At 34.4% G+C, this 13,292-nt stretch carries 10 protein-coding genes and 1 pseudogene; 1 reads left to right on the top strand and 10 read right to left on the bottom strand.

Annotated features, from left to right (window positions below; all coding sequences use genetic code 11):
- Nucleotides 1–225: 225 nt before the first annotated feature.
- The 9 genes and pseudogenes from RV14_RS03100 to RV14_RS03060 all read right to left on the bottom strand — a co-directional run bounded on the left by RV14_RS03100 (nt 226) and on the right by RV14_RS03060 (nt 9,758).
- A pseudogene (locus RV14_RS03100) lies at nt 226–1,787 on the bottom strand (glycoside hydrolase family 43 protein).
- Entirely contained in the window at nt 1,780–2,199 is a 420-nt protein-coding gene (locus RV14_RS03095; protein ID WP_071854849.1) for a DUF4064 domain-containing protein, read from the bottom strand. The pseudogene RV14_RS03100 and the gene RV14_RS03095 overlap by 8 nt, the downstream one beginning before the upstream one ends.
- Nucleotides 2,200–2,203: 4 nt before the next feature.
- A complete protein-coding gene (locus tag RV14_RS03090) occupies nt 2,204–3,109 on the bottom strand; it encodes a pectinesterase family protein (RefSeq protein ID WP_071854848.1) in 906 nt (301 codons plus the stop codon).
- Between the two features lies 1 nt (nt 3,110).
- Nucleotides 3,111–3,989: a dienelactone hydrolase family protein gene (locus tag RV14_RS03085; RefSeq protein WP_071854847.1), complete on the bottom strand. Its 879-nt coding sequence runs from the start codon at nt 3,987–3,989 to the stop codon at nt 3,111–3,113.
- Nucleotides 3,976–5,322, bottom strand: a complete 1,347-nt coding sequence (locus RV14_RS03080; protein ID WP_071854846.1) for a glycoside hydrolase family 28 protein — start codon at nt 5,320–5,322, stop codon at nt 3,976–3,978. The genes RV14_RS03085 and RV14_RS03080 overlap by 14 nt, the downstream gene beginning before the upstream one ends.
- 2 nt (nt 5,323–5,324) lie before the next feature.
- Nucleotides 5,325–6,431 carry a glycoside hydrolase family 88/105 protein gene (locus RV14_RS03075; protein ID WP_071854845.1) on the bottom strand — a complete coding sequence of 369 codons (1,107 nt, stop codon included), beginning with the start codon at nt 6,429–6,431 and terminating at the stop codon, nt 5,325–5,327.
- A gap of 180 nt (nt 6,432–6,611) precedes the next feature.
- Complete coding sequence (locus tag RV14_RS03070; protein ID WP_071854844.1) at nt 6,612–8,120, bottom strand: extracellular solute-binding protein; 1,509 nt, start codon at nt 8,118–8,120, stop codon at nt 6,612–6,614.
- Nucleotides 8,086–8,766, bottom strand: coding sequence for a YesL family protein (locus RV14_RS03065; protein WP_071854843.1), 681 nt, complete (start codon nt 8,764–8,766; stop codon nt 8,086–8,088). The genes RV14_RS03070 and RV14_RS03065 overlap by 35 nt, the downstream gene beginning before the upstream one ends.
- 20 nt (nt 8,767–8,786) lie before the next feature.
- On the bottom strand, nt 8,787–9,758 hold the full coding sequence (locus tag RV14_RS03060; protein ID WP_071854842.1) for an ABC transporter permease: 972 nt from the start codon (nt 9,756–9,758) through the stop codon (nt 8,787–8,789).
- Between the two features lie 242 nt (nt 9,759–10,000).
- Between RV14_RS03060 and RV14_RS03055 the strand changes: the two genes are divergently transcribed.
- Nucleotides 10,001–10,873: a carbohydrate ABC transporter permease gene (locus tag RV14_RS03055; protein WP_071854841.1), complete on the top strand. Its 873-nt coding sequence runs from the start codon at nt 10,001–10,003 to the stop codon at nt 10,871–10,873.
- Nucleotides 10,874–11,037: 164 nt separating this feature from the next.
- Here RV14_RS03055 and RV14_RS03045 read toward each other — a convergent pair whose 3' ends face one another.
- Entirely contained in the window at nt 11,038–13,233 is a 2,196-nt protein-coding gene (locus RV14_RS03045) for a helix-turn-helix domain-containing protein (protein ID WP_071854839.1), read from the bottom strand.
- Nucleotides 13,234–13,292: the final 59 nt, after the last annotated feature.

The raw sequence follows: 13,292 nt of genomic DNA, 5'->3' as shown, positions 1-13,292 counted from the left end.
AAACCAAGCTTTAAAAGTGATTCTTTTCAAAAGACTTAGTTATATTATCATGCAATTTTATGTTTGTCAATGATTTTTTCTAAATAAGTTTCATTAATATTTTCATGTTGACAACTCAATTTAAACTATCACAAAAAAATAAAAGGTCAAGTTAAAAAATAATTTTAGCTAGACCTTATCTAGATGTATCATTACCTACTTATTTTCCTTTTCTCACATACCTTACTAATCTTTTCCTTTGTATTCAAAAAATGAGAAATCAGCATAACTCCCTCGTTTTTTATTAAGATCGTGTACACTGATTCCTACAAAATTCCCTGTAAATCCTCCACTTAGTGTCGTCATATCCTTAATCGCTCCAACTATTTTCCACTGAGCATTTTCTATTTCTTTCAAATAAAACTGAGCATTCTTATTATTGACATCAATTTTCAAATATGTTTTTCGATTAAACAAAGGTGCAATCCAAGGATCTAAATATACTTCTCCTTTGATCGATTGAATCATTCGTAAACATTTTCCTATCTTTTCGTCCCATGTCACGTAACAATAATAATAATTTTCTTCATTTAGATAGAGGACTAATCCAGCCATTTGATTAAAATTTGTTGGTTTATACTCAAGAGCTGTAGTTGCTTCAAAAGAAAAATCAGTTTGACGTATTGCAAGTAAATGGTGATCGAAAGTTGATTGGAGAGATTCTCCTGAATAGATTCTTAAATGTTTCAAACGACTGTGTGTCTCACACCATGTCTCGCTGGGCAAAATACGACGTGCATCCATTTTGGACTGATTCCATGTTCAAATGTATCTAAAAAATAGTGATTCATCTGCTGCTTGGTTTCATTTGTCGTCTGAATCGTTATCTCTTTTTGAGGAATGCTTTTCTTTCCTTTAAGCCTCAACCAGTGATCTTTTGTCCAATAAACTTCTTGAATCGCTGTTTCTCTCCCTAAAATTGCTGCATCTTCCAGCGGTCTTGTACATAAATAAGCCATATACCATGTCCCGTTTTTCGTTTGAACTAAACTGCCGTGACCTGTACATTGCAAAGGAGAATTAGGTTTGTCACTTGCAGTTAAAATAGGCGAATGCGGATCTAATTCGTAAGGGCCTGTAATTTTTTTGCTTCGACAAACAATAACAGAATGTCCTTTTCCAGTTCCTCCTTCTGCTGTTAATAAATAATAATAGCCATTTTCAAAATAGATATGTGGGGCTTCTGTTTTAGCAAGAGTTGTTCCAGAAAATATGGGGTAAATAGGTCCTGTCAACATTTCTTTTTTTAAATCATATTCTTGTAAAACAATCCCTGTTGATTTATTAGGTGTATTTAATCGGTAATCCCACTGCTCATTAACAAGCCATTTTTTTCCCGTACGTTCGTCATGAAATAATGAGGGATCAAAACCACTGCTATTTAAATAAATAGGTGCAGACCACGGTCCTGAAATATCTTTAGCAGTCATTAAATAATTGTGGACATCCTTAAATGGACGAGTTATACTTTTGACATCTGTATATACAAAATAAAACAAATCGTCTGCATGGCTTAGTTGGGGTGCCCAAATACTTCCATTAATTGGGTTGCCAGTTAAATCCACTTGATGATGCAAAAGATCTGTTACATGTCGCCAATTGACTAAGTCTATTGATTCATAAACCCTTGCACCTGGTAGCCATTCAAAAGAAGACACAACAATATAATAAGTTTCATTGACTCTTAAAATATTGGGGTCTGGATTAAATCCTCTTAAAATAGGATTTTCTACTTTTGTTTCAAACATTGTTTGCCCTTCCTTTCTTATCTTTGATTCGATTGATCGTTAACAGAGCAGAAATAAAATAAAAGAATACCATTGGAAAAGCAATCAATTGTGTGCCAAATAGTAAAATTACTCCAGCTATAAAATATAAACTAGCCGCAATGACCAGATATTTTTCTTTGATAGATAAAAAAATTGCGATAACAAGAACAATCAATGAAAAAAAGAGTAGAATGGCAAATAATTTTGTCATATCTTGTAGCAAGTAAAAAGTATGCTCTAAAGTTCCTGTTGATTCTAATTTCAATGCATAGTAGCTTTTTTTAAAATCTGTCATTGACATATTTTTCAACGTGACTGCTAATCCACCAAAAAATACTAGCGCCAAGCTTCCACCCATTATACCTGTTACTACTTCCCATTTTCTTTTCATCTTTTTACCTCATCTCAATCGTTATCCATGGAGGCCTATTTACTGTTCCTTGATATTGATTCTTTCGTTCGACAAAGCAAACACTGCGTTCATTTTCTTTCTTTTGCCAGTTGTTCCACCCAGATGGATGAATATGCTCGGCTATCTGACAATTTTCAAAAATAACTTGCGCAAAAGAACGCCACGGACGCCCTAAATAAACAGGCGCCGTCTGATTGTCTGCCGTAATCATACAGCTTTTAAAATGATATCCTTTTGCTTGGTTCAAAGGAGTAGAGGCAGCTGTGATATACCCAAAATTTTTACTTTGTCGACTATGAATCTGACAATGGATAAAATCTGCCTGTGCGCCGCCAAAAATAAAATCAACGGTTCCTTCTATCCAGCAATTTTCATAGACTTGCTGACAAAAGTGGCGCGAATAATAGGCTGGGGTGATAAATGGCGTACCGTCTTTTTGCATTGATGGCAAAGGACCTGTACAAAGCGTATCTTGATGACCACTTAATCGGCAATTTTTCACAATTGTTTGATGCCCCATATTAAATAAAGCTATAGCTTGTCCTACTTTTTCACCATGTCCTGCGATGTTGGAAATGGATAAATTTTCCAATGTAATCGCTGTTCCTTCTACAAAAACTGTACTCGTTCGAAATGTACCACGTGCCTCCCCGTTTCCTAATCTTTGTTTAGCGTAGCGGTTGCTAATTATTTCCACTTTTCCATGACCGATCATTGAAAAATTAGATAGTCGACTTTCAATATTTTCAAAATAGACGCCTTCTTCAATAAATAAAATCTTCTTACTTTTTTTGGGCTGCTTCATTAAGTATGCAATGCCGGCTTGTATCGTCGTGAAATCATCTGTATTTTTTGACTGTTTTTTACTGACTGTTATCGCGATTTCCATACTATAACCACCCCTTTAAAACATCTTGCCAAATCCTTCTCATTTCTTGGGTTTCCATATGTCCACCTGTTACAGAATAAGAAATAAATCTTTCAGGATAGCCTTGACTTTCATATAGTCTACTTAATCCTTGCCTTAATTTAATAACACCTTCATTTATACACATCGTATCATTTTTCCCAACTAAACTAAGTCGATACCTAGGTACAATTTTTGCTTGAATTTGTAAGGTTGAATATCTCGTCAGTAAATTAGGAACATAGTAATAATAGCCATGATGGTCTAACCGACGATGTTCAAGTAATGTTTCAATATCAACTTGAGCTGCTAAATCAATACATACTTTTACTCTCTTATCCAGTGCACTCGTCCACCAGCTTAGTAGTCCCCCCATTGACATTCCAATAGTTGCTATTCTTTTCATGTCAATGTCTTCTCTTGTTTCTAAATAGTCAATCAAACGAATCACGTCAAAAATTCTCATGCCCCATAGCGTCTTGCCGGTTAATAAAAAATACTTGTACAACTCACTTTCTGATATTCCGCCTCGTTCTTCAAATCCCCACGCATCAATAGCCCAAACTGCATAGCCCATATCCGTCAACGTCTTGGCAAACGAAGGATTTGAAAGATAATTTTCACCATTCAATAATTCACTTTTTCCCATAGAAAAGTTACCGCCATGTGAATGAAGATAAATCACTGTGGGAAAAGGACCAGTTTTATCTGGAAACGCAAAGATAGCTGGTACTGTTTCTAATTCATTTAGCTCTAATTGATAGGTTTCGATGAAGTAACCATCCATTCTTTTTCTTGCCAGCTTTTTCCCTTGTGCTTTTTTATTACAAGAAGGCATACCTAGTAATTTAATCAGTCTCATACGCACTCTTTTTTTCTACAATTAGCTCATTTAAATCGTTTGATTGCGTTGAACGTAACTTGGTAATTTCTATTTGCTGGGTATTTTCTAATAAAAAAGCTGGTCCTTCGTGATTTTCAAGTGATACTTGATGAAAAGCGATATTTTTTGAAAAACCAAGATAAAACCCTTGCTTACTCATAACACTTAGCCCAGTCATCATTGCTGGAATTCCCGGTTTTGCTTTTTGAGCCATAGAAATATCAATCCGATCAAACGTAAGCTCCTGAATGAATTGTTCAGCCAATCCATAAATAAAACCAGCCGCTGCATGAACATTTCTTGCTGTAATATCAGAAAAATGGATCCTACGAAACTGTGGGGTACGTTCGTCAATTGGGTAAACTGTCTTTTTCCAAACATAAGGTTCTTTGCCACGCGGACCGTAAAAATAATAAAGATTTAAGATAAACGGACACATGACTTGATCCATAACGATATTATTAATGCGTATATCTTCAACTATTCCACCGCGCCCACGTCTTGATTTCAGTCTAATGCCTCGGTCAGTTTCTTGAAAAACACAATTAGAAAGAACTATATTGCGAATATCTCCACTCATTTCACTGCCTAAAACGACTCCACCATGTCCATGAACCATTGTACAATTAGTGATAGTGATAGTGATATTTTCACAAGGAATTTTTTCCTTAAGGTCTTCCGTTCCAGATTTAATTGCGATACAATCATCCCCTACATCAATATGACAATTACTGATCCGTACATTCTCACAAGATTCCGGGTCAATTCCATCCGTATTGGGTGAATCGGCTGGATTTAAAATTATTAAGTTATCAAAAGTAAGATTTCTGCACAAAATTGGATTGATCGTCCAACTAGGAGAATTGATTAATTGAATATCTTTCATGATAATGCGCTGACAATCATGAAAACTAACTAATTTAGGACGAGGATAAGCCAAATTTTCAGGAGCATCTCTAAAAGTATCCCACCACTTCATTCCATTTCCATCTAAAGTCCCTAAACCAGTAATTGCAATGTTCATTTGCTCTTGAGCATAAATACAAGAAGCATAAACTTCTCGATGAACGCCTTCCCAGCGAGACATTACTACTGGATAATCTTTAGGATTATCTGAAAATTTTAGTATTGCTCCCGCAGATAGATGCAGTTCAACATTCGTTTTCAAAAATAATGCACCCGTTAAAAATTCTCCTGCCGGAATCTTCACTTGCCCACCACCGTTTTTACTTGCCAAATCAATTGCCTGCTGGATTGCTTCCGTATTGAGAATTTTCGTTGAGGCACCAAATGCTAAAATGTCATAAGCCATTATTATAATTCCTCCACTTCAACCAATGCTTGTAAAAAGGAGCCTACACCTTTTTGGTCATTACAAACAATTGGTTCACTAATATAATAAGCGTAAGAACCGTCACGCTGATTAGCTCCGCCAAGTCCAGCAACTTGACAATTTTTGTTTAAATTAAGCCAACCTTCTTTTGTCTCTAACACAAATTCAGATAGTAACCCATGATAAGATTTTTGAATTTGTTCCAACCATTCTTCTTTTTTCAGTATTCCTAAACGAACTGCTTTAGCCATGACATACACAAACATACAGCTGCCAGATGCTTCTAAATAATTGCCTTTACGATGCGTTTCAGTCGTTACTTGATACCACGTACCACTTTGCTTGTCTTGATAAGACAATAACGCTTGAAGTGTGGTTACTAAAATCTCTTTCAACAGTAAGCAATCTGTCTTTTTATGTAAAAGTTCGTACGTATCTATGGCAGCCATTAAATACCATCCGATGGAACGACTCCAAAAATGATGAGATAAGCCCGTTTGGGGATCGGCCCAAGGTTGAACTTTTTTCTCATCCCAAGCGTGGATCAACAGCTTAGTTTTAGAATCAAGTAAGTGAGCATAGCTAATTTCAAATTGACGTAAAACATCCTGATAGTTTTTTTCTTCGGCAAATGTATAAATGAATTCTGCATAAAATGGTGCCCCCATATAAAGACCATCCAACCAAATTTGATAAGGATAGATTTCTTTATGCCAAAACGCTCCTTCTGATGTTCGGGGATGATGACTTAGCTGTTCGAACAATAATTTCGCAGCTTTTTTGTATTTGACTTCATCAGTTTCTTGATAAAGTACAAAAAATAGCTTTCCAGTATTTACATGATCGATATTGAATTCTTTCACACTATATCCACGAATTGTTCCATCTTCTTGCACAAAATAATCAATGTTTTTTTTGATAAAGTCAAAATATCGTTGTTCTTTTGTTTTTTCCCATAACTTTTGAAACCCTTTTAGTACCACACCATAATCATACGACCATTTTCCGTTATACCATTTTTCTTCATATAGATGTGGCGTGCGTTCTATGATACTATTTGCTAATTTTTGAGACAATTTTTTCACCATTTTTCTCCTTTACCATTTACTTACTATCAAAACTAAGCTTTATATATTTTCTTAAGTAAACATTTACAATTTTTACTAACGCTTATATGAAAAACCGTTCTCACTGTCGTTTCTTTCCTCCCAGAGAGAAACGGCTTTTTCTAAAACTCCTTTATGTAGCAGAGAAAGCAGATGATCTATTTATTTTTGTGCAGCTTTATAAGCAGCTTCATACTCTTTCGTTATTTGGTCGCCGCCTTGTGCTTTCCATTCGGCTACTGCTTTTTTAAATCCTGCTTCATCAATTTGTCCCATGATATATTGCACAGTAGCATCAATCACGATCTTTTCAATTTCTGAACCCACTTCATTATTTTTTTCTGAATCTAAAGGTACTGTTGGATCTAACACAGCAAAATCAGCATTTTCTTTTACTAGTTGATTGGCTAATTCTTTTTCAGGATCTGCATCTTTGAAAGAAAACGTAATTTCACTTGGTCTTGAACTAGAAAGTGGTTGGACGTCTTGCTGCCATAGATCCATGTCAATATATTTAATTGCTCCATCTTCTTGAATTTCATAGTGTTTTCCTTCAACGCCACCAGTCATCAGTTTATAAACATCTTCTTCCAATAAATCATCGACAAATTGCAACAATTTTTTTAAATGTGCTTCGTCTTTTACCGAAGATTTAGGAAAAGCTAATAGTCCTCCTACACCATTTCCTTCGGACCACACATGATATTTTCCATCTTTGCCGTCAGAAATTTTATTCACAGGAACCAATTTCATTTCATCTTGTATCCCTCTACCCATCGTCTTTAAGTTCTTAATGTCAATCATTCCAGTGTAAATTCCAGTTTTCCCTTGAGCAAACTGTTCTTGCTGATCTGTTTTTTGTGTGACTGCAAAATCTTGAGAAAGATACCCATTTTTATATAATTCCCTTGAATAATTCAATGCTTTCATATACTCTTTAGTATCAAATTCCGGAGTAAATTTTCCATTCTCATCTACTGACCAACCGTTAGGCGCGCCAAAATAAGAAGTAAACAATTTAAAGCTTGTATAACGGATATCACTCGGCGCACGATCACCAAAACCAACCGTATCATCTACTCCGTTCCCATCTGGATCATTTTCCGTAAATTGTTTTGCTACTTCATATAACTCTTCCAACGTTGTGGGAACTTCTAACCCCAAATTATCTAACCAATCTTTTCGAATAACTAAACCAGCACGTGCATAATCTTTTTGCACTGGCACCCCGTACAACGCTCCATCAATCTTGGCGGCATTTATTCGATCTTCAGAGATTTTACTTAAATTTTTATAATCAGACAGGTAGTTGGAAACATCCCAAAACACGCCCGACTTCAATGCATTACGCACAGAGGAATTTTTTAACATCGCAATTTGAAGCGTTACAATATCGCCCAGCTCATTTGAAGCTAACGCTGTCGTTAATCGTTCTTCTTTTGAAGCATCTGGTATCCAATTAAACGTGAGTTCTGTATTGGTTTTTTCTTCAATCAAGTCTACAATTGTATCCGTTGGCGGTGACGGAGTATGTAAAATATTCAGCCAAGTGATTTTTGTTTTCCCATCTTTTGTTTCAGTTGACTGATTGTTTGAACTGTTGCCACAAGCCGTTAATACAAACATCCCTGCAAAACTAAGACCTAATTTTACGAGCATTGCTTTTTTCATAAATTTTCTCCTTTACAATTGTTATTATTTTTCTATTCTTTATATGTGAGTTCTTCCATTCCAATCGATAAAAAATCTGATTGGTCATCCAAGTAATCATGAAATAGAAGAAACTACCACCAATAAACATTAAAATCCCTGGAATAGCTTGAATAAATATCACGTACACGCCTATTAAAACGACGATCAAAACAAGCGTACAGTGTAAGTGCGAAAAACCAAACAAAAACGCCATTTTCATCTTAAAAAAATAGCCTTTCCATTCATAATGAGCCATAATTGGATAGATATAGATAGCAGATAAAAGATAAAAGAAGGTAACAACCAACAAAGCAACCCTTAAATACCAATTTTGTACAAATAAGAGATCAACAATTAATATTCCTCCAATACTACCGTAGATCCAACTCATCACCAGCGATTCACGATAATTTTCTTTAAAATAATTAAAATAAGCTTTTGTCACTGAAAATGACTCCTTAGAACGTAACAATTGACGAATGACTGCTACCATTGCATAAGTGGCTGGTCCAAACGTAAATATCCCCAATCCAATAATAATCAGAGTACTCCATAAAAAATTTAAATAAACTAATCGCAAAATGCCATTCAAATATTTATTTATTTTATCCAATGATTGCAGCATTACATCACTCCTCCTTGTTTTTAATAAACACCATCTTCTCCTAATTTTTTAGCAATCTTATTTGCGATTACTACCATGAATAACCCAACAACTCCTTTAAATAAACCCATTGCGGTACTAAAACTCAACTGACCGTTTTTAAGTCCCGCCGTGTAGATATACGTGTCAAATATCTCAGCCACACTTCGATTCAACGCATTTAATAATAAATACATATGTTCAAAGCCAAGATCAAGCGTATGACCGATTTTTAAAATCAACAAAGTAATAATCACTGGTCTGATGGCAGGCAACGTCACATGCCAAGTCTTACGCAATCTACTTGCACCATCCATTTCAGCCTCTTCATATAATTGCGTATCTACTGCTGTAATCGCCGATAAATAGATAATCGTTGACCAGCCCAGCTCTTTCCAAATAACTTGACAGATATAAACAATTCTCGTCCAATCAGGTGAAGTTAAAAAACTGATTTTTCCCATGCCCATATTAGCAAAAAGTTCATTAAGTACTCCCCCATCTACATTTAAAAAAACATAAGTAATAGATACAATGATTACCCAAGACATGAAATGCGGAACGTAAATAATCGTTTGAATACCATTTTTTAAATGTTTATTAGTCACTTCATTCAATAGAAGAGACAAGATAATCGGCATGGGGAAAAATACAAAAATATTTAACCCAAATAAAACCAAAGTGTTTCTTAATAAAACAAAAAATGTAGGTTCTGTAAATAAACGAATAAAATGTTTGAAACCTACCCACGGGCTACCTAAAATGCCAAGATACGGTTGATAATCTTGAAAGGCAATCACCAACCCACCCATCGGTAAATACTTAAATATCACAAAATACAATATTCCCGGTAAGATCATTAAATATAAAAGTTTATTGGTTTTAATTCTTGCGATCGTTTTCTTTCGTTTTCGTATTTTTTCTTCTTTAGATAGCGATAATTGAAACGATTCTGTGTTTTTTGCACTTTCCATAAGCCCCTCCTTATTATGATTTTTTTGCTTATGTTTCTATCATAAAGAATCACCTTCATTACGTATATAATCATTTCTACGACATATAGAACGCTTACAAAAAAGCTTTTTTTACAAGCAACAACAAACTTGAAAGTTGCTTTTTTGACTTCCTAAAAAATGATTATGTACGTAATTTTGACCAAATGATAAATTAAGCGTATACACAAATATTTTACTTTCTTAAAGGAGGAGAATTTATCATTATGAAAAAAGTCTCACTTGGTGAAAAAAGCTTTACCATTTTTAACACAGTGTTTTTAATCTTACTTGCTTTGATCTGTATTTTGCCATTTTTGAATATCATTGCAACTTCATTTGCTTCAACCCAAGAAGTCGTTGAAAAAAAATTTATTTTGTTTCCTACAACCTTTTCATTAGATGCCTATCATTATATTTTATCTACCCCAACCATCTTTAAAGCTTTAGCTGTATCTATTGGAGTCACAGGTGTAGGAACAATCGTCAGCATGTGCACTACCGCATTAATGGCGTACGGTCTATCAAGAAAGTACTTATTTGGCAGAAGTTTTGTGAACTTTATGGTCGTTTTCTCCATGCTATTTAGCGGTGGAATGATTCCCACATTCTTAGTAGTAAAATCTCTTGGATTAGTCAACTCTTATTGGTCAATGATTTTACCCGTAACCGTTAATGCCATGAACATGATCATCATGAGAAACTTTTTTCAAGCTCTGCCGGATAGTTTAGAAGAATCAGCAAAAATGGACGGTTGTACTGATTTTGGCGTCTTTTTTAAAATCATGCTGCCTTTAGCTTTACCTTCCATTGCTACGATTTCTTTATTTTACGCTGTCACTTATTGGAACACCTATATGACAGCTATTTTATATATCAACGATTCTTCAAAATGGCCCATTCAAATCTTACTTCGTCAAATTGTTATCGTATCAAGCGGAATGCAAGCAGAAAGTAGTGCCGTGGATATCATTCCCCCAGCTCAAACAATCAAAATGGCAGTTATCGTCATTGCAACTGTTCCAATGCTAATGGCTTATCCTTTTGTTCAAAAATACTTTGTAAAAGGAGCATTAGTCGGATCAGTTAAAGGATGAACCTATCAAAAAGAAAAATCGTGAGACAAAAGTAAAAAATACCTTTATTTCACGCTCTAAACACTGATAAATGGCTGGAGCACAAGCAACTCCCTTGGAGTTAAACACTTCTGTTCCAGCCCTTTCTTTTATTTTTGAAATAGTGTAGCTTGTTTGTATCCTTTTTAAATACACTTTTTCCGGTATTCTCCCGGTGTAATCTTTTCTTTCTTTTTAAAAAAACGTATAAAATTTTGTGGGTTTCGATATCTTAGTCGTTCGGCAATTTCTTTAACCGAAAAATCAGTTTCTCGCAACCATTGTTTTGCTACTTCCAAACGATGATTTTGAACAAAATCACCGAAATTTTCTCCTGTTTCTTTTTTAAATACACTACTTAAGTAATTAGGATTATAGTGCAAGCGATCGGCAATGACGTCTAAAGACAAATCTCTATCATATTCATTATAAATGATATGCATGATATTCTCAGAAAGTGATTTAAATTCTTGCTCAGTAATTTCTTGTGATCCTCGTGTGATCGGTAGGACTAATTGATTTAAAACTAGCTTTTCCAATTCTTTAGGATGATATGTATTTAAAACTTTGATATAAAGTTGCTTTAAATCTTCAAAATCGGTGATCTCTACCCCTAATAACTGTCCCAACTGAACTAATTCATTAATCAATCGGATAGAAACAACCTCTCGGCTTAATGAACTTTTGTTTTGATGAAACATTTCTTCGATCAAAATATGTAAAGATTCTGCTATTTCTTGTTTCCCTGATCGGATCGCTTCAAACAAACAATTTTGTTTTTCAATCGGATAGCGAATCAATGTTTTTTCATGTTCAGCCGAGAGAATTTCTTGATAAAAAATGATAGAATTAGGTCCTGTGTTTACTCGATAGTATAGTGCTTCTTTCGCACGATCAACCGATTGTTTACTTTCATTTAACGTTTCAAATCGTTCGCTAACCCCAATACTCACCGTTAAATTTAAATATTCTTTAATTGATTTTTGAATTTGGCGACAATACTTCATAACTTTTTTTCTGGATTCTACTTGATTTTTTTTCATGCGATAAATCGTTGCTTGCATTTCTTCATTTAATACGATAGGAATCATTCGATTTTCTTGAGGAACAATTTCTGCAATCATATTATTGATAGCTAATAATAATAAATCTCGCTCACCGCCATGACTGTCTTCCAAAAGGTCTATTTGGACTAATGCTGTATAATAGCATTCATCTTGCGAACAATAACCAAATTGTTGAAGCCTTTGGTTTAGCTCTCTTTTTTCTACTCGATTTCGAAACAGACTAAGAACAAACAAGGTTTCAAGCTGCGGTTTTTGTGTAATTAGATTGGCACTTAGCGACTCATTTTCACCGACGATCCGGCTCACAGAATGTGCTACATCATCTAGTTCTTTTCGACTGAATCCTTGAGTTTTCAGATTCAATCGCTCTTGAATTTGTGAAATAGGTCGAGTAAATCGTTCAGAAAAAGAATAAGATAAAAAATAAACTAAACCGACAAGAGTCATGGAAACAGTTAATAAGCCTATTCTTAAATTTTGGATGGTCATTGAAACCGATTTTTTATCTACTTCTAAACTATAGATCCAATTATTATAGTCCGATTTTAGTAAGACATAATTTTTTCCCTCTTGCCGAATCACTTTTGTTTTATTATATTCGAGAGAATCCGTCAGTGAAAGATCAAGTAACTGTTTTTCTTTATGAACTTTGCTAAATAACACGCCTTCATCATTTTGAATTTTTAAAATATCTTCGCCGCTTTGTTCAATCACTTTATTTAAGGTGTAATTGTCAATTGAAACAATTCCTAACGCATACTTCTCACGAGCAAACACAGGAAGAGCAATTACCATCTCAATCCCGTCAGATTGCTTTTGCCAAAATAAATTATTTTTATTATCTATGTATTTGTGCCGATAATGATGAACTTCATCATCAGAAAGCTGACACAACGATCCATTAATTACTCCCCACTTACCTTTTAGACTAATTAGGTCATATGTATTATCATCCATGACAATTGTTTCGATAAAATTCAATTCTTTTCGTACTTCAGAGTAAATTGAATACTCTGTATAAGTAAGCGTCTTTGTAAAAATATCCGAAAAATTTTTTGTTGAGCCATAGGTTGAAAAAGAATATTCGATGGTGCGTATTTTCCATTCAATATTATTTTTTACTTGTTTAAGCAAACTTTCTTTGTCAAATAAGTAATTTGATTCGATTGCTTGACAGGTTGTTTTGTAAATGAATAGACTAAACCCTAACACCAACACCGTGCCTAATAAAAATATCGGTAAAAAAATTTTATAAAACAATGTACTTTTCTTCATTCTCTCCCTCTTTTTCTAAGAAATAAAAGGCTTACATTTTCATGTAAAAGTGATAATCA

This window comes from Enterococcus ratti, from assembly GCF_001886195.1.
GTDB classification, from domain to species: domain Bacteria; phylum Bacillota; class Bacilli; order Lactobacillales; family Enterococcaceae; genus Enterococcus_B; species Enterococcus_B ratti.
This window is presented reverse-complemented; position numbering and strand designations above follow the sequence as displayed.

Coding starts and splice junctions, on each gene's coding strand:
- RV14_RS03045 (WP_071854839.1), bottom strand. CDS start 13,233: ATGAAGAAAAGTACATTGTTTTATAAAATTTTTTTACCGATATTTTTA.
- RV14_RS03095 (WP_071854849.1), bottom strand. CDS start 2,199: ATGAAAAGAAAATGGGAAGTAGTAACAGGTATAATGGGTGGAAGCTTG.
- RV14_RS03090 (WP_071854848.1), bottom strand. CDS start 3,109: ATGGAAATCGCGATAACAGTCAGTAAAAAACAGTCAAAAAATACAGAT.
- RV14_RS03060 (WP_071854842.1), bottom strand. CDS start 9,758: ATGGAAAGTGCAAAAAACACAGAATCGTTTCAATTATCGCTATCTAAA.
- RV14_RS03065 (WP_071854843.1), bottom strand. CDS start 8,766: ATGCTGCAATCATTGGATAAAATAAATAAATATTTGAATGGCATTTTG.
- RV14_RS03085 (WP_071854847.1), bottom strand. CDS start 3,989: ATGAGACTGATTAAATTACTAGGTATGCCTTCTTGTAATAAAAAAGCA.
- RV14_RS03075 (WP_071854845.1), bottom strand. CDS start 6,431: ATGGTGAAAAAATTGTCTCAAAAATTAGCAAATAGTATCATAGAACGC.
- RV14_RS03080 (WP_071854846.1), bottom strand. CDS start 5,322: ATGGCTTATGACATTTTAGCATTTGGTGCCTCAACGAAAATTCTCAAT.
- RV14_RS03070 (WP_071854844.1), bottom strand. CDS start 8,120: ATGAAAAAAGCAATGCTCGTAAAATTAGGTCTTAGTTTTGCAGGGATG.